This is a genomic window from Pontibacter sp. H249 (genome assembly GCF_037892465.1).
Classification (GTDB): domain Bacteria; phylum Bacteroidota; class Bacteroidia; order Cytophagales; family Hymenobacteraceae; genus Pontibacter.
This window is the reverse complement of record NZ_JBBKTR010000001.1, coordinates 198,770-221,546: the sequence shown is the minus strand read 5'-3', so window position 1 is coordinate 221,546 and position 22,777 is coordinate 198,770. Positions and strand designations below refer to the sequence as shown.

General features: G+C 44.2%; 16 protein-coding genes. 1 reads left to right on the top strand and 15 read right to left on the bottom strand.

Annotated elements, in window-relative coordinates; translation table 11 throughout:
* Window positions 1-5 precede the first annotated feature (5 nt).
* Complete coding sequence (locus WG943_RS00930; protein ID WP_340406207.1) at window positions 6-1,001, top strand: PorP/SprF family type IX secretion system membrane protein; 996 nt, start codon at window positions 6-8, stop codon at window positions 999-1,001.
* Between the two features lie 114 nt (window positions 1,002-1,115).
* Here WG943_RS00930 and WG943_RS00925 read toward each other — a convergent pair whose 3' ends face one another.
* The 15 genes from WG943_RS00925 to WG943_RS00855 all read right to left on the bottom strand — a co-directional run bounded on the left by WG943_RS00925 (window position 1,116) and on the right by WG943_RS00855 (window position 22,776).
* Window positions 1,116-4,526 carry a PA14 domain-containing protein gene (locus tag WG943_RS00925; protein ID WP_340406205.1) on the bottom strand — a complete coding sequence of 1,137 codons (3,411 nt, stop codon included), beginning with the start codon at window positions 4,524-4,526 and terminating at the stop codon, window positions 1,116-1,118.
* Between the two features lie 522 nt (window positions 4,527-5,048).
* Window positions 5,049-6,314, bottom strand: coding sequence for a glycosyl hydrolase (locus tag WG943_RS00920; RefSeq protein WP_340406204.1), 1,266 nt, complete (start codon window positions 6,312-6,314; stop codon window positions 5,049-5,051).
* Entirely contained in the window at window positions 6,311-7,150 is an 840-nt protein-coding gene (locus WG943_RS00915; RefSeq protein WP_340406203.1) for a glycosyltransferase family 2 protein, read from the bottom strand. The genes WG943_RS00920 and WG943_RS00915 overlap by 4 nt, the downstream gene beginning before the upstream one ends.
* 11 nt (window positions 7,151-7,161) lie before the next feature.
* Complete coding sequence (locus WG943_RS00910; RefSeq protein WP_340406202.1) at window positions 7,162-8,409, bottom strand: glycosyltransferase family 4 protein; 1,248 nt, start codon at window positions 8,407-8,409, stop codon at window positions 7,162-7,164.
* A 14-nt stretch (window positions 8,410-8,423) separates the two neighbouring features.
* The gene (locus WG943_RS00905; protein WP_340406201.1) at window positions 8,424-9,359 is read right to left on the bottom strand and encodes a nucleotide-diphospho-sugar transferase; all 936 of its coding nucleotides are present in this window, start codon (window positions 9,357-9,359) and stop codon (window positions 8,424-8,426) included.
* 40 nt (window positions 9,360-9,399) lie between these two features.
* Window positions 9,400-10,719, bottom strand: coding sequence for an O-antigen ligase family protein (locus WG943_RS00900; protein ID WP_340406200.1), 1,320 nt, complete (start codon window positions 10,717-10,719; stop codon window positions 9,400-9,402).
* On the bottom strand, window positions 10,709-11,947 hold the full coding sequence (locus WG943_RS00895) for a glycosyltransferase family 4 protein (RefSeq protein WP_340406199.1): 1,239 nt from the start codon (window positions 11,945-11,947) through the stop codon (window positions 10,709-10,711). The genes WG943_RS00900 and WG943_RS00895 overlap by 11 nt, the downstream gene beginning before the upstream one ends.
* A gap of 4 nt (window positions 11,948-11,951) precedes the next feature.
* Window positions 11,952-13,487: a lipopolysaccharide biosynthesis protein gene (locus tag WG943_RS00890; protein WP_340406197.1), complete on the bottom strand. Its 1,536-nt coding sequence runs from the start codon at window positions 13,485-13,487 to the stop codon at window positions 11,952-11,954.
* 92 nt (window positions 13,488-13,579) lie between these two features.
* A complete protein-coding gene (locus WG943_RS00885; RefSeq protein WP_340406196.1) occupies window positions 13,580-15,955 on the bottom strand; it encodes a GumC family protein in 2,376 nt (791 codons plus the stop codon).
* Window positions 15,952-16,722 (bottom strand): polysaccharide biosynthesis/export family protein, encoded by a 771-nt coding sequence (locus WG943_RS00880; protein WP_340406194.1) that lies wholly within the window; start codon window positions 16,720-16,722, stop codon window positions 15,952-15,954. Before WG943_RS00880 ends, WG943_RS00885 begins: the two co-directional genes overlap by 4 nt.
* Before the next feature lie 355 nt (window positions 16,723-17,077).
* Window positions 17,078-17,287 carry a hypothetical protein gene (locus tag WG943_RS00875; RefSeq protein ID WP_340406193.1) on the bottom strand — a complete coding sequence of 70 codons (210 nt, stop codon included), beginning with the start codon at window positions 17,285-17,287 and terminating at the stop codon, window positions 17,078-17,080.
* A 326-nt stretch (window positions 17,288-17,613) separates the two neighbouring features.
* A complete protein-coding gene (locus tag WG943_RS00870; protein ID WP_340406192.1) occupies window positions 17,614-18,921 on the bottom strand; it encodes a sensor histidine kinase in 1,308 nt (435 codons plus the stop codon).
* Entirely contained in the window at window positions 18,905-20,287 is a 1,383-nt protein-coding gene (locus WG943_RS00865) for a sigma-54-dependent transcriptional regulator (protein WP_340406190.1), read from the bottom strand. Before WG943_RS00865 ends, WG943_RS00870 begins: the two co-directional genes overlap by 17 nt.
* A 63-nt stretch (window positions 20,288-20,350) precedes the next feature.
* Window positions 20,351-21,532: an ABC transporter permease gene (locus tag WG943_RS00860; protein WP_340406188.1), complete on the bottom strand. Its 1,182-nt coding sequence runs from the start codon at window positions 21,530-21,532 to the stop codon at window positions 20,351-20,353.
* Window positions 21,529-22,776 carry an ABC transporter permease gene (locus WG943_RS00855; RefSeq protein WP_340406187.1) on the bottom strand — a complete coding sequence of 416 codons (1,248 nt, stop codon included), beginning with the start codon at window positions 22,774-22,776 and terminating at the stop codon, window positions 21,529-21,531. Before WG943_RS00855 ends, WG943_RS00860 begins: the two co-directional genes overlap by 4 nt.
* Window position 22,777: the final 1 nt, after the last annotated feature.

The window sequence follows — 22,777 nt, the reverse complement described above, 5'->3', positions numbered from 1 at the left end:
AAGGTATGAGAGCATTTTTTACCGTAATTATACTTTGTGTTTTGTGTAGTAAGGTTCTTGGGCAACAACGGCCACAGCTAAGCCAGTATATGCAAAATAACTTTCTACTAAACCCTGCGGTGGCGGGTATAGAAAGCTATGCTGATGTGCGTGCCGCACACCGGAGTCAGTGGATAGGAGTGGAGGGAGCACCTGTTACCTTCTATGCCAGTGTGAATGCAGCTCTTAACAAGCAGGATAAAAGCACACTTACCATGAAGAATGGTTTCAAATCTAAGAGGAGGAATGGCAGTGCGTACAGAGTAAGGCCGCACCATGGGGTAGGGGCCATCGCAAAGGTAGACAAAGCAGGGCTGCTACGAACATCATCTTTTAACCTGAATTACGCCTATCACTTGCCTTTGTCTCAGTCGGTTAACCTGGCTAGCGGAGTATATAGCGGGTTTACTCAGTTTCATATAGATAAAAAGGATGTCAACATGCAAACCGAAGATGATCCCTTTTTACATGCGGATGGTCTTAATGTACTTAAGTTAGATCTTGGTGTCGGGATGTGGTTGTATACTTCCAGCTTTTTTATAGGTGTATCCGGAGCACAGCTTGTACATACCGGAAACGATGTTTACAACTCCCAAGACGGGCCTCGTGCGCTGATGCAGCCACACTACTACTTAACCGGTGGGCTGCGCCTGCCTGTTTCTGATAGGCTTGATCTTACGCCGTCCGTAATGATGAAAGTGGCAGAGAATAAGCAGTCGGCAGTTGATTTTAACCTAAAGGGGCTTTATGCGCAAAGGGTGTGGGGAGGAGTGTCTTACAGGCACAAAGATGCAGTTGCCGTAATGGCAGGTGTATACCTAAATCATCTAGTTGACATTAGCTACTCTTATGATTTTGTCTCTTCGGATTTAAGCAAAGCACGTGCAAATAGCCATGAGGTAGTGCTAGGTTTTAAGCTGAATAACCCCAGAAAGATATTATGCCCAGAGTGGGTATGGTAACCGGTGCTCCTAATCTTTTGCAGGATACACTATTTAAGTTAGATACCCATCTGTATACAAAAGAAAAAGCGCCCATAAATTATAGGCGCCTTTCTGTTAGATGAATGTATTGTGTTATTCTTTAATTACTTTTATCGTATTGCTGTTGCCTAGTGTATCTGTATACTTCAGGAAGTATAAACCACGCTTAATGTTTAGGTTAGATAGATTCAGCTCTAATTTGTTGCCTGTTAGTTCAAGATTTTCTTTCTCTTCGTAAACAACTTTACCAGCCTGATTTACCAGTATTACCTGCTGTAGCTTTACTTCTTTGCCTCCGAAATCCAGTGTAAGCATGTCTCTGAAAGGGTTGGGATAAGCTGTTGTACCTTCAAAGGAAAGCGGCTCGTCAGCAGATACGACAGCAGATGCAGCAGATATGCCAGCGATTTGGGTAGAGTATGGTGCTAAATGTTTTCCAGCGATCGGAGCTTCTTTTGCACCGCTTGGTAATTGCCAGCTAACTGCTACGTTATCGCCTCCGGCACCTTCCACGTGCAGCACTTCAATATAGTATGCTTTACCAGCCTCCAGTGTCACCTTCACCGACTGCTGCGAAGCGTACTTGGTCCACTCTCTTGGGTTAGTCCAGCCGTTTACATAGGCTAGCTTCACCTTTTTGCTTGGATCAGTTGACGTGCTTAACCATAAATCAGCACTGTTATCACCTGCAATCCAGAAAGTATATTGTCCGGTTTCAGGGGCTACAATAAAGCCTCGTATACGCTGGCCATAGTTGTCGCCGATATTGCTCGGTGCTTCTAAGCTGGTAAGTTCTGTTACGCTATTCGGAGTTCTTGTTAGTGGCAGTTGGCTGATGCTTTCTGTGTTTACACTTGCCCAATACTCTCTCGTTATTTTGCCGGTAACCAGTGATGGTGTTGCAGGAGCAGGAGCAGGTGCTGGAGCAGGGGCCGTTGCAACTGGCGCAGTGCTGCCCATTGGCGATAATCTGTTGCCTGCAATCGGACGCTCCTGAGTACCACTAGGTAACTGCCAGCCCACGGCCAGGTTGTCACCGCCTGTTTCTTCTTTCATCAAAGCTTCGATGTAGTAGCGCTTGCCGGCCTCCAGCGTCACCTTCACCGACTGCTGCGAAGCGTACTTGGTCCACTCTCTTGGGTTTGCCCAGCCATCTATATGAGCTACTCTTACTTTTTTAGCAGGATCTTCAGAAGTGCTCAACCACAACTCAGCGCCGTTGTCTGCAGCTAACCAGAAAGTATACTGGCCGCTTTCAGGAGCCGTCACAAATCCTCTTACACGCTGGCCATAGTTGTCGCCAATGTTGGTTGGTGCCTCAAAAGAGGTAAGTTCAGTAATACTTGTTGGTGTTTTAGTGAGAGGTATACTTGCCACGCCAGCACCCGCCGCGCCAGACCAATATTCTCTTGTAATCTTACCTGTACCTGGTGTTGGAGCAGGCGTAGGAGTCGGAGCTGGTGTTGGTTCTGGAGCCGTTGCAATTGGTGCTGTGCTGCCTAGTTGTGAAAGTCTGTTGCCTGCAATTGGACGCTCCTGCGCTCCGCCTGGTAACTGCCAGCCCACAGCAAGGTTGTCTCCGCCTGAACCTTCAATATGCAGTACCTCAATGTAGTAGCGCTTACCGGCCTCCAGCGTCACCTTCACCGACTGCTGCGAAGCGTACTTTGTCCACTCTCTTGGGTTGGTCCAACCGTTTACGGAAGCAAGTCTAGCTTTTTTAGCAGGATCCTCAGAAGTACTCAGCCACAGCTCTGCACTGTTATCACCTGCAATCCAAAAGGTATACTGACCACTTTCTGGAGCTGTAACATAACCGCGAATACGCTGGCCATAGTTTTCGCCTATGTTGCTTGGTGTTTCCAGGATGGTAAGTTCTGTTACGCTGTTAGGGGCTGTGGTAACTGGTAATTGGCTAACATTTTCTGTAGTAACATTTGACCAGAATTCTCTTGTAATCTTGCCTGTGCCGCCCGTGCCAGTAGCAGGAGGCATCGTTATGGCCGCTGCAGCTGAAACTGTTATACTTACAGCAGTTGAAGTCTTAGTAGCACCTTTATCGTCTGTTGCCTTGGCAGTTAAAGCATATGAGCCTGCTGCTGCATTAGTCCAATTAAAAGTATAAGGTGCCTGTATAGCCTCACCTAGCTTTGTTGAGCCAGCGAAGAATTCTACTTTAGCCACCTTGCCATCTGCATCTGTTGCGTTGGCTGTCAGGTTTATTGCTGTGCCGGTGGTAAAAGTAGCGCCTGCAGTAGGCGAAGTTATGGCTACATTCGGAGCCTGATTAGGAGCAGGTGCAGTAACAGCTGAGCCATTTGGGCCTAGTACAATCCCGTTCTGCTGTAGCTTCTGGTTCCAACGTGCAAACTCGTCTGCCTCCATTTGTAGCGTAATAGCGCCACCCGATAATTGCGTGTTGTCTGTAAATGAGGCATTCTCCTTCACAGTAAAGTCGTTGCGGTCGTTTGCGTAGCCACCCCACGCTGTGATGCCCACCACGTTATTATCCACTGAGTTGTTGAAGGTGGTGTTTTTCTTGTAGTAGTCCTTGCTCCACAGGCCACCAGAGTACATGGTAAACTTGCTGCCATCCTTAAATTTAGCTGAACTAACAGCACGGTTGTGATGGTAGCGGATGTTATTACCGCCGGCAATACCCATAGAGTAGTTACCCATGTTGATAACCTGGTTGTCGTTAGCTTCGATATAAGCCGGCGCGATAGAAATATCGCCGTCACCGTCAGTGATGATGCCACCGCCTGAGTAGGTTGAACTAGTATGCGGAATTGGATAAGCTCCCTCGATGTAGTTGTTGTGGATACGAATAGGAGAACTTGTTGATCCTTTGGTGTTGTAGATATTGATATTGTCCTCTACGGCCGAGTTGCCCGCCTCATTCACAACCTGGTTCCAGGCTACTTCAACATGTGGTGCAACGTTGCGGTAATTGAACTGCACAAACTGAGCGAAAGTGGTGCCGCCGTATACACGGCCATCAATGTTTTTGGCCTTGTTATAGCGGATCTTAATCGTATTAGCAGTAGTGCCATTGCCTTCGTAGCGCTGGCCGATGTAGATGCCAGCCGTGTTCTCCATGTAGCAGTTCTCCACCACGATATTTCTGAACACGTCCACGCCCAAAAAGCGACGGGCTTTCTTGTAGCTCACCCATGGCGTTGGGGTAATGCCGTAACCGTTTGTATTTCTAATAGTGATATCGGCAGAGTTACCTAATGATCTCACTAGAGGACCAGCGCCGCGGATGTTTGAGTTAACAATCACTACTGGCTCTGAGGTGCGGATTTCGACAGCGGAAACCTCCGAGTCGCGGGACTCCCAGTTACCAGTGTAAGTGCCGCCCTTGGTAATAACGATCGGGCCGCTATAGGTTTGAGCTAATGAGTCAGAAATTGGGAATAGTACACACAATACTAAAGTAAGCAAGAAGGCAAAATACGTCCTTCCAACGCTCTTCCCTGTGTAAGAGGAAAGGTTTTTCATCTAATTTGGCTAAAAAAGTTGAAATTTAATTTTACTAATAACTCAAGAAGTGTTTGTGACCTGATGCTGTTGGCGCAGAATCAACACTGTAGACAACTTCTCTTTTTTAATGCTTTTGTTTTAGTGTGTGGCTAATCTATTCATATATAAGTTGTTGCAAATATAGGAGAGATTTTTTTATAAATGCTACAATATTCTCATTAAATTCTTAAAAAAATTATAGTGATATGGAAAAGTTATAGAATTTAAATGGTAAAAACGCTTAATTTAGAGTTTAATGCAGGGTTTTATGTTGATGACGTGACTTAAAAAAGTTGCAGTGCTTAAATTAGTTATATTTTAAAAGAGCTGTTTTTGAGGGTGTATGTACCCTTTTATTTAGTTAATATTACAGTTCAAAATAATATAAAATTAAAATATATTTCAGATATTATGAAAGGTATTAAAGTATAAATATATGTATACTTTAATACCCTGTATTTATTTGACTTCTTTTGATAAGTACAAATTAGAACCTATATATTAGAAAGCATCTGTAAAAGACTCAGAAGTAGGACCAAGCTTTATCTTGTTCTGATCAAGTTTGTTAAGCCAGCGTTTGTATTCTCTTATTTCCAGTTCAGGAGTGATCTCACCTGCTATAATAGAGTTAGAAAAAGTAGCAGCGGCTACAAAAGTACTGTCCATGATCTCATTTCGCCAAGTGCCGGTTTGCCCTACAATGCCCAGTGTGTTGCTGTGCATTTTGTTGTTGAAGGTAGCGTTCATCTTGTAATAATCTTTAGCCCATATACCTCCAGTCCAGCATTTGTAAAGGCTGTTGTCTCTGAACCTGGCTGAAACAATCGCCCTGTTTCGATACATCTCAATGTTGTTGCCGCCGGCAATTCCCAGACAGTAGTTGCCAAGGCCTACCAGTTGGTTATTATAAACCTTAACGTATGCTGTGGCAATTGTTGAGTCTGCATCAGGTGAATCTGTAATTATGCCCCCGCCGGAATACTTATCTGAAGTGGCAGGAAATGGGAAAGCTCCCTGTATGTAGTTGTTGTGAATGCGTATAGGCGAGGAAGGTGTGCCCCGTGAGTTGTAGATGTTGATATTGTCCTCTACGGCTGACTTATCAGGTTCATTAATTATCTCGTTCCAGGCAATTTCGATATGTGGTGCTTCGCCACGGTAGTTAAACTGTACAAATTGCGCTATAGCCACTCCATTATAAATCCGGCCGTCTATGTTTTTTACTTTGTTAAACTTAAGACTTACTGTATTTTGGGGTGTACCGTCACCTTCGTAGCGTTGGCCCAAGTATATGCCTGCTGTGTTTTCCATGTAGCAATTCTCTACTACAATGTTTCTGAAGTGATCTGCCGCCAGAAAACGACGTGGCTTTTTATAGTCGGAATAGGGGGTAGGAGTGATGCCGTAGCCTTTTGTGTTGCGAACTGTAATGTTTGCCGAATAGCCCAATGAGCGTATTAATGGGCCAGCTCCTCTTATCTTGGAATTTTCAATAATGACAGGCTCTTTTGTTCGGATATCCAGCGTAGGAACATCTGAGCTTTTGGATTCCCAGTTTCCAGTGTAAACGCCCCCTTTCGTGATAATGATTGGACCGGTGTAGCCTTGTTTTGCTGCATGCGGCGACTGTTTCATAGCTTTGAACAGAGCAATAGAGGCCAGCAGTAGCACGAGCATAAAAAGTATAAGCCGCAGCCCAGAAACTTTTCGTCTCCAGAATGCGGCAAAGTATAAACTGGTTTTATTTACAGCGAAAGTATAAATCATTTTAAGATATACCCGAATATACGTCTGGCGTAGCCATTAGCCAGGTAGTATGGTATATAAGGGCTCGGGCAGTTTTTTAATGTGAATCTTGTGAAATCGCGCAGGTTACCACCTCCTTTTATATCGAACAAATGCTTGTAAAAGTTCTTAATTGACTTCGATTGGCGGTTTTTGCGCTCACCGCTTTCTTCGGGGTAAGTATAAATTTTAGCGTCGTAGTTGCAGTATAGCTCAAACCCATTGCGCAAGGCGGTGTGGGTAAAGTCATAGTCAGCTACATAGTGCGGGAAGTTGTCCTGGTCCAGTAAACCGATTTTCTCGAATACAGCTCTTGGTACTAGCAAACCACGGCCGGGCAGTTGCGATACTTTATGGATGCCTACTTGCTTTTCTTTTGGTAGATCCTGAAGTAAGTAGCTTACTTTGTTCAGCTTAAAATCGATGATCTCGCCTCCAAAGGCCGGCTCACGGGTGGCTGCGTCCATTTCCAGGGCACCGATAATGGCGTTTGGCTTCTCAGCCATCCATTTATAAGTCTTTTCTATAAAATCCGGCGCTGCCTCCAGGTCATTATTAAGCGTCATCACGTATTCAGCGCCTTGCTGGAGTGCATGTTTGATACCCATGTTTACACTGGCTGTCCAGAACAGGTTTCCATCTCCAAAAAGTACCTCCACCTCCGGGAACTCGGTTGCCAGCATATCAGCTGTACCGTCTGTAGAGCCATCATCTACTACAATTGCTTTGTAAGATGTGTTGGTTTGCCTGCGCAGCGACAGTAGACACTCTTTTGTAAAATGCTTGCGGTTAAAAACGGGTATAACGATATGTATCATTGTATAAAGGGCTAAGGTATAACAGTTAGTTCTTCAGTATCGGCTAATGTATACTTGTTGTAGAACTCATTGATATGTTTTGTTTTAACGGTCCAGGTCTGGGACTTTGAAAAAGCATAACCATTTCTGCCCATCTCCTCGCGTAGTTCCGGATTGTAATACAGGTGCTCCACGGCCTTTGCCAGCTCGGCAACTGTTTGCTCCGGTGTAGTTACGGAAACTTTAATGCCAGCGTTATCCTGAACAAGATTTTTTCCGCCATGAAGGTCCAGGGTAAGTATAGGCAACCCATAAGCCATCGACTCTAAAAATTGGGCGGCAGAAGAATCGCGCAGGCTGCAGAACATGAACAGGTCACTCTCTGTGTAGGCGCGTTTCACTTCATCCCACGGCACCTGGCCTTTCCAGTCTACTTTATCCTGTAGGTTATACTTTCTAATCAGGTCCGGAACCATGTCGTGCATGTGGCCATCGCCGAGTATGGTGAGCTTAAACGGTACGGCAGGATTTACTTTACCAAGTGCCTCCAGCACAAGCGGTAAGCCTTTACGGGCAAATAGCCTTCCAACCCACAGTATTTGCAGCTCTTTAGAAGATGTTCTCTCCGGGTATGCTTCCGGGTAAAAGCTCTCCGGCAGGCTGGTATCCAGAAACATCTGTGGGTTTAATGCTCCGTTGTCTCGTGCCATGTTAAAGGTATCTTCATTGGTAGTAAGTACCAGTGAAGCATGGCGCATGGTCTTGCGTACATCCGGGTTTACCTGTAGCAACAGTTTACTTATCCAGGAGCGAACGACTTCTGTTTTCCACCAGCCGAAGAAGTACTTCTTGAAGGCCCTTGGAGCCTCCTGTCCGCCGCCAGCCGGACCAAAAATGAGTGGCTTATTTAATCGCCACAGCGCTGTGCCCAGTTGTAAACTGCCAATGGTTACATGGTGCACCAAGTCGAAGTTTATCTCTTTATCAAGCTCTTTTGCTTTTTTATACGCCTGTTGCTGCCAATATAAGTAATGCGGGTAAAAGCCCAGGTGATATTGGAACAGCTTATCTATTAGTTTGGGCACCTCCACAAACACGATGTGCAGGTTGGGCAAATTTAGTTTTTCTACTTCTTTCTCTATATTAGCTCTGCCTTCTACCGTAGTCAGGCACCATACTTCATGGCCCAGTTTGGCAGTGTTCAGCGCCCAATTCCAGCCATTGCCCAGTTCTGTGCCACGGTTCGGTTCGCAGGCGTATGCTGATAAAAGTAATTTCATAGGTTGTGAGGCAGTTACAGGCTGAAGTTGAATAATGCTTTCAGCTTGGAACTAACCTTATTTTTAATCAGGTAATTAAAGTTTCTTTTGTCGGACTCGATGTCCCGTAGCACGAAGCGCGGATGACGCAACGGGAAAGCTATTTCTTTCTCCTGTACATAAGCGTTTTTATCGTGCATGTTAAAGGTATGGGTGGCATCTTCGCCGAAACCGATGTTACGTACCAGGTTTACCTCCGGTATTACGCAAAGGCCAGAGTTGCTGTATACGGTAAACTCCCACTGGTAATCCCACACATCGCCTTTCTGTATGTTGGCGTATGTTTTCTCTAGTTGGCCAAGTCTATACTTTTCTTCCAGCTTGTTCAGGAAAATGCCGTTCAGGTAGCCTTTCTGTTTTAGTTCTGAGTAAGTAGGGATGTGAAAATCGAAAAGCTGCCAGGCACGGCGCCAGGTAGCCCATCCCCAGGCATTTACTTTATCAGAAAAGTAATAAGAGTAATCGTTATCGCGGCGCCAGCCATTCAGGTAATTATTGCCGCTTATATGCATCACCCTGGTGTCGTGCTTATACTTTTCGAGCACCTCCTGGCAAAACCAGAAAAAGCTTTTAGAGGGCACACAGTCATCTTCAAGTATAATCCCGGTTTCCTCGTTCTCGAAAAGCCAGGAGATAGATGTAGAGGGAGCTACGCCGCAACCCAGGTTCTTTTCCTGGAAGAGCGTTTTTACTTCACAGTCCCAATCTACCTGCTCTACAATGCGGCGTGTTTCGGCACAGCGTTCCGCATCGGTGGGTACATGGGGGCGTGGACCGTCGGCGGCTACGTAAAGCTTTTTAGGCTTTACTTGTCTAATGCGGTCAAAAACCTGTTGGGTGGTATTTGCTCTATTAAATATGATCAGCAACACCGGAGTGTGCAATGGTTCGTTAGGAGTAGTAATACTCATATTTGTAATAAGGGTTTTATATATGGTAGTACTGCTATTTTTAGCTTGTGGTTATCAACTCAGGTACATTATTTTGCTGTAATCGCAGTCTCTTGATATAGTCTTTTCTTCTTTTGGCAAAATCTTTCAGGTAGCTTACATTGTCTTCAGAAGGTGAGTCTAGGTAAGCGATGGTAAGGCCAAGTATAGCGTAAAAAAAGTAGGGAAGTATATACGATATACCGAACACAAAGCCGCTGCTGATAAACGACAGCAGTACGATTTGTTCCTGCCCCAGGTGCTTTAGCCTGAAACCTCTGTGAATGGCGTAGAACTTAACCAGCCAGTAAAGCAATAAGCCCACACTGCCAATATAGAACAGCACATCCATGTAAAAACTATGAAAGAAATGCCCGTTTCCGTCTTCAAATACGGGCTGATTAATGTCTTCTCGCCAGAATTGTATCGGAAGTTCAAAACCTTCGAAGCGCATGCCCCAAATGGGGTTCTCTACCACAAAAGGCCAGTAAGACATAAATTGCTGGTAGCGCCAACCACCGGTACCCTGCGAGTCCATGTTTTCAATATCAGAGAAGTTGGACTGGAACTTCTCCACAATCTCAGGGTTCATGGAAAACACAAAAACACTACTGATTAAGCCGACGATGAAAACAGTTACTCCAAGCGGGATAAGCTTCTTAAAGTTTACTTCAGTAATAGACTTAAACTTAACAAGCATCACATAAATCCCCAGTACCCATATCGTTGTGATCCAGACGGTGCGGTGCTGGAAAAAGACGATCATGAACAGGACCAGGAAAGCCATCCCCATGTTAAACAAACCGCCTTTGAACAGGTACTTACTCATAAAGTACAGGAAAGGAATCACGATCATGTATACAGAGGTGGCATAAACTCCCCTATCGTGGCTGGTAAAGGCTGCTATACTTAGCGACTCTCTGTTAACGGTGACCACGTTCAGGCAAAAACCAATAAGTATAAACCAGATAATATGTTCCAGGTTAAAGTATTCGTTCTTTCTGTAGTAGGTATAAATAAAGAAAGTATAAAAGAAGAGGAACACCTTCAGGAACACGTGAGGATACACAAGTGGCGTGCTATACTTGAGCATACTTTCGAATACCATGCCCAGCACAAATAAGAACGTAAGTATAAACATGACGCGCATATACGGCGACATGTATTTTATATTGTACAGGCTGTACCCCATCGATACCACTGCAGCAAACTTAACCATGAGAGCCAAAAATACGCCCTTCATCACCTCGTTTTTCTGCGAGACCAGCTCCAGGAACATTTCATCCATTAGCATAATAAGGACGAGCGGAGCTGTAAATAAAACGCTGTAGTTAAACTTCATGAATAGTCGCTATCTTATCTTTTGGTAGCTTCTGAGGATGAGCATTTGCTTTACTGTTTTTTACAGATGTTTCCTGCAGAAGCACTTTTTGCATATTTCGTATCAGCTTGTCCACTACTACCTCTTCGGAGAAGTTATCTTTTGCGAAGGCTGCTGCCTTTTGGGTTATCTTTTGAGCAAAAGCTTCGTCTTTTAGTAGCTTATTAGTGGCTGCGGCTATGTCAGCTGGTTTATCTACGTTGCAGAGCATGCCTGCTTTGCCTTTATTTAAAAGATGTGGTATGAATCCGCTTTTTTTGCCACCCACAACTGGTGTTCCTACTACCATAGCCTCCAACACTGCCATCCCAAAAGACTCTTCTACAGAAGCGTGCACCAGCACCTTTGCCTGCGCTACCTGGCGCAGCAATTCCTCAAAAGGCAGCGGGCCCAGGAACTGCACACCATCTGCTAACCCTTTTTCAAGGGCATACTGATGTGCATAGCCACCTTCTTCCATATCCACGCCTATCAGGTGGTACTCCAGATCTGGATACTTTTTTCTAAGTTTGGCAAATGCCTCCAATGACGCTGGTACGCCTTTGCGTTTGGTGAAGCCCATACTAACTGATACAATGTAGTTTTGCTTCTCCAAGCCCTTAGGTATACTTTTCTCAAAGGAAGTGTCGTAAAAGTTATAGGCTATTTTGGTTTTTCGCTTCACTGCCCCAGACAGTTGCTTATACGTGTAATCTGAGTTAGCCACCACATACTTTGCTTTAGACAATACCCGGTAGTTCATATACCAGCGCACCAGCCTAAAAATATCTGGCTGTGTGAAGAAGATACGGGAAGCCACATCGTGTACACTTACAATAGTAGGAATACCGCTATCCAAGCCGGCCCAGGAGTATTCATAACTCCAGAATGCATATATAATATCAGCAGGGCGGGCCACCATATGGTCCAATAGCTCTTGGCGCTCAAAATCAAAAAGGCGTCTGCCTGCCTGCGGTTTGGTTCTACCTATGCAAACGGTAAGGTTACCGTCCTCCAGCACAAGGGGTTCTGTAATATTATTAGAATTGGTGTAGCCAATTACTTTGTACCCGCGCTTAAGCAAGGCATTTATCAGGTGCGATGTAAGCGGAAACTGATTTGTTGGGGGTAATTGTGTTTTATCTATGTTCCAATCTAGCAAGCCCAGATTTATAGGCCCGGATATGCCAATGGTAAAGTTCTTATTCATCGTCTCAAACTCCTTCCGGCTCGTTTATAAAACTGTTTTTATACTTGGAGATGATGCGCCCGGTAAAACTGGCTGAATTGCCTTGTAAACCCATTTTATTTAGTACCAGACTGATTTCAGCCTTTAGTACCTTATGCGGGAACAGCAGTGTTAGCAGCAAAAACAGTATGCCGCAGGCTGCCAGTTGTATAGCAAATATGGCTACAACAGGCAGTTCCATCTCTCTTAAAAATAAGCTTAACAGGTGTACGGCTACAGCTATAACAACACCGTTCAGAACACCTGGTATATAACAACGCAGCTGGCTTCCGAAGGATACACCCAAAATACGTTTCATGGCGAACTGAAAAAGCCCCATCCTGATGATTTCCCCGAACAATACTGCCAGGGCAAAACCTACTAGTCCATAGCCGCGCAGCAACATAAACAGGCCAACCAGCACCACCATGTAAATAATTGTGATTACAATTTTAAGATTAAGCTCTGCCTTGGCATCGCATACTATACCTGAAAACATCGTGATAAACCCTATCGGAATAGCCAAACTCAATACTTGCAGCACTGGTATAGACTCGCCCCATTGCTCTCCGAGCACAATTCGGACAAGCTCCGGCGCAGTTACCAAAATTCCCATGCATATTGGGATCAGCACGGCTGCCAACAGAGTTATACTGGATAAGTATACTTGCCCTAGCTTCTTGATGTCGTTTTGCAGCTTACTGAAGGAAGGGAAAATGACTTTAGATAGGGTACGGGTAATGTTGTACATCGGCAGATTTACCAGCATGTGCGCCCTGGTGTAAATACCCAGTTTGTGCATGCCCAATACCTTGCCTACCAGTATAATGTGCAGTTGCGAGTAAACGTACTCCAGTACACCCAAAAAAGACATTCTGCTGCCGTAGCTGAAAAGCGGTTTGTAGGCAGACCATGCAAAAGTTGGTATTACAGAGTGCCTTACCATAAAGTAGGACCCAGCACAGGAGAGGAACATCTGTGTAATAGTAGCATACACAAGGCTCCAGAAACCAAAGCCCATGTAAGCCAGCACAACGCCAACTATCAAGTATGATATACTATACGAAATGGTATCTAATATACCGATGGCTTTAAAACGCATCTCTCGTTGTAGTATGCTAATGGCAGTAGATGCAAGACCATTTATTAAAAACATAAATGATAGCGCACGAACAACAGGCGTTACCTCTTCATTCTCGAAAAAAACAGCGGCAGTAGGGGCAAACAGCCACATGGCAATGGTACATACAAATCCTAATAGAACTGAGGTTGTAAATGCCGCCCTGATATTGGCTTTTGTAAGCTCTTCTTTCTGAATAACAGCCTGATTCAGGCCCATGGTGGCAAAGTAATTACCAAAACCAAGTATAACTGTTGCCAGGCTAACAAGACCAAAAGCCTCTGGCGCAAGCAACCTTGCCATCACCGAAGTATAGCCTATCTGCATGGCTGCATTGACTATAGTGGAGGCAGAAGTCCATTTTAATCCACTAAATGCTTTAGAAGCTAATCCTTTACTCATCCCGGCTGCTCAATTGCTTTTTACTAAAAGCGCCCACCAACAAAATGAAAGTGGGCGCCTCATATATTTAAAGTTGTGGTTTCAGCAACCTGCTATACATAGTAATAGCTGGCCTTACGCTTATAACCGTACTCGTATGTTTTATCGAAGTTAAGGTCGTTAATTACGATGTGTATGTTCTTTATCTTTTTAGCAGCATACAACTCGTTTACCTGGTTTAGCAGATCTTTATTGGTGTACTTATGCTTTACTACATAAATATTTGTATCCATGTGTTTCATAAGTATAAAGTACTCTGATACATAGCCAATAGGCGGTGTGTCGATCACGATGTAATCATACTTATGGCGCAACTCTGCTACCAGCTGCTGCATGCGAGGCATCTCCAGCAGGTGAAGCGCATTGTCTGGAATTGGTCCACACGGAATAATATCCAGGTTAGGGTTATCCGTTTTCTGCACCACTTCCTCAAGTGGCATGTCCTGGTTCAGGTAAGTAGACAGGCCAACTGCATCGCTCACATTAAAGTACTTGCCAAAAGTTGGCTTACGCATATCAGACTCTATAAGTATGGTTCGTTTGCCAGATGCCGCAAACTCGCTGCTAAGGTTTACAGAACAGAATGTCTTGCCTTCGCCGGAGATAGAGGAGGTAACGCCAACTACTTTAAAATTAGTGTCAGCCATGAGGTACTGCAGGTTGATACGGATAGACCTGAACGACTCTGCAATGGCTGATTTAGGATTGTTTTTAACTGCCAGCTTATCAGACTTTGTACCGTGAGCGATTACACCCAAGAAAGGAATGTTCGTAATAGAGCTAATGTCGTTCTTACCCTGAATGGTATTATCCATGTTATCGAACAGTACAATAAATGCAGCGGGTATAAGAAGGCCAATAATCAGCGCCAGCATGTAGATTATGCGAGGCTGAGCGTTTACCGGGCCTGCACCCCAGAAAGATGCACGGTCTACTACTTTCTTATCGGTAGTGTTGGTTGCCAACGAGATAGCGGCCTCGGCACGTTTCTCCTGCAGGAACTCATACTTTTTATCAATAAAATCAGCCTGTCCTTTCAAATCAGCAAGGCGGCGCTCGTTTTCCGGTTGCCTAGCCAGTGTTGCTTCTAGGGAGGCAATTCGTTTTTCTGTTTCTCTTATAGAGATGTCGGCAGAGCTTATCAGGTTTCTCAGGTTGGCTACAATAGCGCTTCTTATACTAGCGATCTTACCATCTACCTCTTTCAGCATTGGGTTGATCTGGGTTGCACTTGCTTTGTAGCCTGCCTTTTGCTTGTTCAGGTCAGATAGCTCGAGGAACAGGTTAGCCAGAATCGGGTTCTGAACACCAGCTACTGCCGGAGACACCGCTTCTGTAAAGCCTTTGTTGTTCTCAATTTCTTCCAGGATGGCACTGTAATATTGCCTGTCGGTGTAAAGTTTAACTTTATCTACCTCTAATTGCGACAAACGCTCATAAGTGCTGTTTGCTTGCGCATCAATGTTAGAAATTTTGTTAGCTGAACGGAAAGAAGACAATGCCTGCTTACTTTGTTTAAGAGAATCTGTAAGTGAGGCAATCTGGTTGTCGATGAACTCAAGCGTCTTACGGCCGTTCATGTTCTTTTCTTCCAAATCGCGGGCAACATAAACCTCCATCAGCGTATTCAGGAAAAGCATTTCCTTGTCTGGTATGGAGCCTTTAGTACTTAAGCGCAGCACACGGGAATCTCGGTCTATTGGTTCAATGTGCAGTGTAGACAGGCGCTGGCCAACCTGGCTATCCAGACTGTTTAACACAAAATAGTATTTCTTAGCCAGCTGTGCGCCGCTTTGCTTGTTATTTCTGGTTAGTGTAAATTTTATATTCTCATCCTCATAAGGTTCGTTAAACTTAAGTACTTTAGTAAAGCTTATATAAGGAACATACCCTAATACATTATGCTTGTTAAAGTCATAACGGGGTACATTTTCTCCCTCAACGCTAAGCTCGTACTCCTTATCGTTAAGCACCTTAACCTCAAATGGTATATCCACTAGCTGTACGCCAGAAGTATCGAGCTCTACGATATAAGGTGTTGTTTCAAACTGCTCTTCCTTAATAAGGTCAAAGCCACTGTTAAGCCAATGGTCAGGCACTTTATAATAAGAAGTTGAGAAATCTAGTTTTTGCAGTGCAGATTTGATCATGTCGGCAGACGTAAGTAAGCCGATTTCGTCTTCTACTTTTATACCTTTATCCTGTACGTGAAGCAACTCTAGCAATTCCTGTGCTTTTTTAGAACCTGTTTGCTGGTCTCCGAGCAACAAGGTGGCATGAAAAGCATAAATTCTTTCAGAACTCTTTATGTAAACAAAGGCCGCTGCAAGCGCCAGGATGGTAAATGCTGCAAATAGGTACCATCTCGATCTGAACTTAAATAGCCAACTTCTTAGGTCTATTTCATGTTCTTTATTTGGTTTTTTCATTTTATATTAACAAAATTTAATATTAAACCTGCCGTAGAGAGTACACCTAGAATTGCGCTTACAACAACAAGGTTATCCCTCTTTATCTGTGTCTTACGTGGTTCGATGTAAAGCACATCATTTGGCTTGAGGAAGTAGTACTGAGATTGTACGAGGTTTGGGTCTTTGAGGTCTAGTAATACCACCTCGGTGCCGCCTGGTTTCTGACGTATCAACTTTATATTCTCTCTGCTGGCCCCTTGGGTAAGGTCGCCGGCCATACTTAAAGCTTCCAGAAGGTTCGCTTGTTCATTATACACGTAGTAGTAGCCAGGGTTTCGTACTTCTCCTAACACACTCACTTTAAAGCTCAAAAGTTTTACAACTACTGTGGCATCGTTAACATATTTATCGAGGTTGCGCTGAATAAGGGCCTGCGATTGGGTTACTGTTAAGCCGCCAACTTTTACCTCGCCAATGGTAGGTAACTTCACATTGCCATCTTTATCTATAGAGTAGCCGCTTAAAAAAAGGCTACTAGGGTTAGCCATGCCAAAGGCATTATTAGGGTCTGTAATGTTAAAGAGATTAGACAGTTCTGGCTGTACACTTAATACTTTAATAGATAGTACATCATTTGCCTGTAACTGATACTCTTTATAGGTAGTGGTAAAGTTGGTTGGTGTATTTGTTTTAAGTTTCTCGTTTTGCATGTAAACCAACTCTTTCTTCGAAATACAGGATGCAGCTACGAAGATTAGCAGCAGGTAGCAAAGAATTTTTCTCATGTTTTACAATTAAGGGTGTTAATCAGCCGGATCTGGCGACCCAACGCAATAGCGTGAAATGTGCAATCCGTTAGGTGTAAAAATTATTTCAGCCATATATACTTAGGCTGGCAGAAAAAGATGCTGAAAAGAGAAAATATTCCGTTAAATTAATATTGTAACTTGCTTTACAAGCAGTAAGTGAAGTTTTTAGAGAATTTAGAAGGTAGGAGAATAGTAGTGAGATTAGGACTAAAATACTTTAATAAGTATAAGCTATATTTAAAAAGTTCAAAAATAAAAAACCGTTTCAGTGCAAGCTTTTATGCTATGCCCCGAAACGGTTTACCTTTGGCTTTAATATCTTTAGGTTTGGCTATTCAATCCATTTGGTTCTTCTGCTTTTAATAATAGCAGGCTTACGCTGCGCCCTGGCTACTGCACCCGGGTAACGTACTAACTGTTGCGCATAGCCATCCATGTGCTCCAGTATTCCACCCTTCAATTTCCATCCCATCGGTATAAAACCCGCTACTTCAGTTGCTAAAACTTCTAAATCAGGAGCAACTATAATATTGTATTCCATAATGATAACCTGTTAACTATAGATACAATCTACAAATAATTTTCAAACGAAACACCGCCGCCATACGAAAAAATTATTCTGAAGGTTACATTCATTAGAATATGAATCGGTATATTAAAATAATTATAATATAAATGCGTGTCTGGTAACAAATTATCAGATAAATGATAATTAAAATATTAGATTCTCATTGTATAGGAGAATATTACAAGTGCAGTTATATGAGCTACGTCTTGTTGCTTAAGTATATTTGGGCTTTTAAAAAGACTAGGATTATATTGATTACTTATTGCTAGTGTAATTTGTTGATATAGTGTGTGTTGGTGCTATGATTTATGCATGTTGATCGTGAATTCGGTGTGGCCATTACCATTGCTTTTGAGGGAGAAAGTATAGCCATGGTGCATAAGTATATCCCGTACCATAGTTAAGCCTATACCTTGGCCAGTTTTTTTAGAAGTATAAAATGGGGTGAATAGGTTTTGCTTCACTTTATCTGAAATCCCTTCGCCATTGTCGCTGATTACAATTCTTGGAGGGTTTACTTGCGTGTGCACTTCTATTTCACCGTTTTCATGTATGGCTTCTATTGCATTTTTAAAGATATTGAGTAGTGCCTGCTCCATCTGATTTTTATCGAGTGATACATACAGGGGCATAGTTGCCAGTTTCTCATTAAACTGAATGTGACGCTTCTCCAGCTCGGGTTTTAAGAGCCGGTGCAGGTCGCGGAGGAGTGCATGTACATCTGTGGCTTCTTTGTTTGGCATAGGCAGGCGTACTACATCAGCAAAATTAGCCATAAACCGGCTTAAGTTTGTATTGCGGTCAATGGCAATCTGAAGCACATGTTCGTAATCTGCTTTATCATCGGGTAGCAACTGGTTGGCGTAATGCTGCAAAGAGCCAAGTATGGAGTTAATGGCTCCGGTAGTATTGTTAACTTCATGCGACATTACCCGAATCACTTTTTCATAAGCCTGCCGTTCGTTCTGTAGTATGGCTTCGGTTAACTCCTCTATTAGTATAAAGTAATGCTGAAAACCACGATCCAGGAAATGGGCACGGTGGCAGCGGTATGTCCAGGTGCCATGTATTCTAATTGTTACAGATTGCCCTGTTGGCAACTTTTGCAAATGCGTGCCCCAGTCATCGGGTAGCTGGCTTATGTGCTTGCCCTGCAGTTCGGGTAGTTGCTGCCCCAGAAATCGTTCTGCAGCAGGGTTTATACTTTCTATTTGATTATCAAAGCCCAGAAGTATGATGCCAGCCGGTGAGGCCTGAATTAATTTCTCCAGCAGGAAGTGCTTTTCTGCCTGTGCCACACGTTCATGGCGCAACTGCCCGATCATGCGGTTATATACATTTACCAAGTCGTCGAGGTCTTTTTGACCAACAGCAGTAAAAGTAGAGGAGAAGTCTTTGTCCTTTATAGACTCAATGCCGGCCCGGATTAGGTGCAGTGGCTTAAAGAAGGATCTGTATAATTGGAATGTGACAAAAACAGAGCAAAGTATAAGCAGCTCCATCCCTAGAAAAAGGTACTTATTCTCCAGCAGCAGGTGCCATGCAAGCACTCCTAATAGTACGTGCACCAACACTGCAAAAAGTATAAACTTACTGCGCAAGGTCATAAGGGATATCAAACTTCTCAAGTCGGCGGTACAAGGCAGCTCTGCTTAATCCTAAGGCTCTTGCCACTTTGCTGATGTTGTTGTGATAGTGGTCCATGGATTTCTTTATCATGGAGGCCTCCATTTCATCTAGCGTCATGGAGCCAACGGCTGGCAATGTTCTGTCGCCGGGTTTAGATGGGCTTTGCTGCGCCTGCGCCTGGAAATCTTCAGCCTCCAGCACCGGCTGCTCTGCAACAAGCACAGTTCTTTCTACCAAGTTTTTCAACTCCCGGATGTTACCCGAAAGATGCAGACTTTTTAGCCACAGTAGTGCCCGTTGGCCTATTTTCAACTCTGGCCGGTTGTAAATTTGTTTCAGGTTATCTACAAAGTACTGCACCAGTAGCGGAATGTCCTCTTCGCGCTCGCGCAAGGGCGGCAGCTTTACCTTGATCAGGTTGATGCGGTAGTAAAGGTCTTCTCTAAACTTTCCTTCTTCCACAAGCTTTGCCAGATCACGGTTGGTGGCACACACTACCCTGATGTCTAACTTGCGTGAGCGGCTGTCGCCAAGTACCTCATAAGTTCGGTCTTGTAGCACGCGCAGCAGCTTTACCTGGCTGTTCATGTCTAGTTCTCCAATCTCATCCAGAAAAATAGTGCCTTTGTTGGCCATCTCAAAACGCCCCACTCTGTCAGATTTGGCATCGGTAAAGGCACCCCGCTTGTGGCCGAACATTTCGCTTTCGAAAAGGGTAGAGGAGATGCCCCCCAAGTTTACTTTTACAAACGGCTGCGATTTACGGAGGCTGTTCCGGTGTACAGCCTCCGCTATCAGTTCTTTTCCTGTTCCGCTTTCGCCCTCAACTAAAACAGAGGCATCGGTGGGCGCTATTTGCCCTATTTTTTTTAGAAGCTGCAGCAACTGTGGGTCTTGGCCAACAATGTTTCGGAAATCATACTGCTGGTCCAGCTTTTTGCGTGTAAGTGACTCCCCACTGCCTTCGGACGCCTGTTCGGAAAGGCTAAGGGCCGTATGCACCGCCTGCAGTAAATAATCATTGCTCCAGGGTTTAGTAATAAAATCTGCTGCACCCAAACGCATGCCTTCCACGGCCAGGCTGATAGAGCCCCAACCAGTAATAAGTATAACCGGAAGCTGAGGGTATATTTTTTTGAACTGCTCAATTAATGCCAATCCATCGTGGCCGGTGGTATCCATGGAGAAGTTCATGTCCATGATCACAAGCTTCAGGGCATGCTGCTCAGCCAACAGAAGCGCCTCCTCGGGAGAGGACGCCTCTTTGGTTTTAAAGCCATTCTGCTTTAGCAGCAAGCTAAGCGATGCACGTATCGCTACGTCATCATCTATTATCAGGATCATGGTTTATGGGCGAATTAGAAGTATAAATATAAGTTTTATTAAGATAAATGACGCAGTTGCAGCCTAATCTTCGTGTAAGGCAATAGCTGGATGTATGGCCGCGGCCTGTTTACTCGGATACAGTGCACAGATAATTACTAAAGTATAAATCAGTAATACAGAAGTAAGTATTGCTTTTACAAAAGTCTCGGAGGGAACCTCCTGTATAATACCCAGCAGCGGGAACTGTACGGCAAAGAAGCAACCCACTATAAGACCAAAGGTCGCAAGCACCATAATCTCCCCAATAAACTGCTTATAAACACTGCTTGCTGAGGCACCCAACGCACGGCGAAGACCAATTTCGGAACGACGCTTGTTTATGTTGTGCCACAAAACTCCAAACAACCCTAACGCCACGTTTAAAATCAGAAAGGCACAGACAATAGCGAATATAATCATCGGAGTCAGAATCTCTTTCAGGTATGAGCGGCGCATATCGGGTACCTGCTGCAGGTCCAATGTCCAGCCGGTGCCGATATTGGAGGCCATTTCTAATACTTCTTCTTCAAACTGAGGATTGGTGCCTGGTTTTATCTTGAGGTAAATTGTATTCATAGCCCTTGAAGCAGTATCCTCTAACGCTGTTCTCTCAAAGTATGAGCTGGTGAGGTCATCCATTTCTCCAGTAGGTTTAAAAGCAGTAATCACCCCGATTATGGTTCTTTCTCTGTCGCCGCGCATAACTGTTTTTCCAATTCCCGATTCACCTGGGAAAAAAGCCTCCTCCACATCTTTGGTAATTACAATAGGCATCCTGTTAGAGAAAGCATCCTGATCAGTAAACCAACGTCCGCTAACCATCTCTATTCCCATAACATCCTTAAATGCATTATCCTGCACTGTTATCACATTAGATATTAGCTGTAAGTTTCCATGGGTCAACTCAGTATTGGACGAGCTTCTTGTATATGGCCCATTGGGGCCTGCCAGGGCGGCGTGTTCGATCTGTGGCAGGTTTCTCAGCTGCTTTACCAATTCCCCTGTCCGCACTCGTATTTCTGCATCGGGCATGTCGTGGCTATAGGTTTGCAACACCCATACATGGTCGTATTTAAAACCCAATGGCTTGGTAGCATTTGTATAAAAGTATAACAATAGGGTAGATACACCAAAAAGTACCAGAAAGGAGAAAAATATCTCCACAATCATCAGAAAGTTACCCCGCTTTCTGTTCCACATCAGTTTAAATAAATGGCGGATCATACGTTACCTCCTTTCAGGGCTGCTACCACGTGCAGCTTAGACATTTTATAAGCCGGATACACACCGGACAAGAATCCAAAAACAATACAGATTAATAAACTATAGGCAAAAACAGATAAGTTTATAGCTAGGCTGGAGTAAGGTATTATGCCACTGCTATTGATAAAATACAGCACCGCTTGTGCCAGCAACAGGCCAAGTGCACCTCCAATCAGGGTCAGGATAATATTTTCTACCAGGAATTGCCCAACAAGAGTTGCAGACGACGCACCAAACGCCTTGCGAACACCAATTTCTGAGGCACGCTCTATGATGCGGCTAATGTTGATGTTTACCAGGTTGATAGTGGGCAGCAGCATGAAAATGAGCATTCCCAGAAAGACCCAGGTAAAGAATAAGGCAATGTTTATTTCTCCCTCAGCACTGGTTATACCTCTGATATAGGACTCTACCAACGTGTCTGGATAAATGTATACATTTTTATAATAGGCAGCATCAGGGCCTGGTATGGTTAAGTTCGTGGTAGCCTGCCTAAACTCCGCTTTTATTCTGTCCATATCAGAAGGAGAACCGGCAAGAATAATAGCTTCGAAGCTACCCCCAAACTGGGGCTGACGGTAATCTTCTTTGATGTTTGTATAAGGTAGCCACACATCGGCGTAAGTGTAAATACGGTTTGCCGCTACGTTTTTAACTACACCTATCACTTTATACTTTGTCCTGTCTACTTCAATGTCTTTACCAAGAGCAGCTACGTTTTTGCCAAAGTAGTTTTGCCGGGTGGCTTCGTTTATGACGGCTACTCTGCCAATGGCATCTACCTCTCCTTTGTTGTAGGGCATCCCTTCTATAAATTCAAAGTCCAGTATATTCCAGAAGTTGCTATCTGTAAAACGTACATCCAATGGTAGTTTTCGATTGTTAACGTAGGAGTTATAGCTGTATTCTCTTGTGTAGAATGTAACGTCCTGTGGTGTTTTAAGCGGCCGCACATACTTATCCAGAAAGTAGTATCCCGGATTGGTACCTAACGTGTTGCCATCGCCCGTCATTTTCAGCCTGCTCACGTAGAGCATTCTATCCGTTTTAAGCTCGGGATTTCCGGGTCCAAACAGGTGGTTTACCATAGCGGTGGCCACCATCAAAATCATGAGTGTAAAGCTGATGCCAAAGAGGCTGATGAAGGTAAAAAACTTACGCCGCAAGAGCACCTTCCAGGCAATTTTAAGGTAGTTCTTCAGCATG

Bases quoted from the DNA above. Each gene is read 5' to 3' on its own strand.
- WG943_RS00930 (WP_340406207.1), top strand. From the start codon at position 6: ATGAGAGCATTTTTTACCGTAATTATACTTTGTGTTTTGTGTAGTAAG.
- WG943_RS00925 (WP_340406205.1), bottom strand. From the start codon at position 4,526: ATGAAAAACCTTTCCTCTTACACAGGGAAGAGCGTTGGAAGGACGTAT.
- WG943_RS00920 (WP_340406204.1), bottom strand. From the start codon at position 6,314: ATGATTTATACTTTCGCTGTAAATAAAACCAGTTTATACTTTGCCGCA.
- WG943_RS00915 (WP_340406203.1), bottom strand. From the start codon at position 7,150: ATGATACATATCGTTATACCCGTTTTTAACCGCAAGCATTTTACAAAA.
- WG943_RS00910 (WP_340406202.1), bottom strand. From the start codon at position 8,409: ATGAAATTACTTTTATCAGCATACGCCTGCGAACCGAACCGTGGCACA.
- WG943_RS00905 (WP_340406201.1), bottom strand. From the start codon at position 9,359: ATGAGTATTACTACTCCTAACGAACCATTGCACACTCCGGTGTTGCTG.
- WG943_RS00900 (WP_340406200.1), bottom strand. From the start codon at position 10,719: ATGAAGTTTAACTACAGCGTTTTATTTACAGCTCCGCTCGTCCTTATT.
- WG943_RS00895 (WP_340406199.1), bottom strand. From the start codon at position 11,947: ATGAATAAGAACTTTACCATTGGCATATCCGGGCCTATAAATCTGGGC.
- WG943_RS00890 (WP_340406197.1), bottom strand. From the start codon at position 13,487: ATGAGTAAAGGATTAGCTTCTAAAGCATTTAGTGGATTAAAATGGACT.
- WG943_RS00885 (WP_340406196.1), bottom strand. From the start codon at position 15,955: ATGAAAAAACCAAATAAAGAACATGAAATAGACCTAAGAAGTTGGCTA.
- WG943_RS00880 (WP_340406194.1), bottom strand. From the start codon at position 16,722: ATGAGAAAAATTCTTTGCTACCTGCTGCTAATCTTCGTAGCTGCATCC.
- WG943_RS00875 (WP_340406193.1), bottom strand. From the start codon at position 17,287: ATGGAATACAATATTATAGTTGCTCCTGATTTAGAAGTTTTAGCAACT.
- WG943_RS00870 (WP_340406192.1), bottom strand. From the start codon at position 18,921: ATGACCTTGCGCAGTAAGTTTATACTTTTTGCAGTGTTGGTGCACGTA.
- WG943_RS00865 (WP_340406190.1), bottom strand. From the start codon at position 20,287: ATGATCCTGATAATAGATGATGACGTAGCGATACGTGCATCGCTTAGC.
- WG943_RS00860 (WP_340406188.1), bottom strand. From the start codon at position 21,532: ATGATCCGCCATTTATTTAAACTGATGTGGAACAGAAAGCGGGGTAAC.
- WG943_RS00855 (WP_340406187.1), bottom strand. From the start codon at position 22,776: ATGCTGAAGAACTACCTTAAAATTGCCTGGAAGGTGCTCTTGCGGCGT.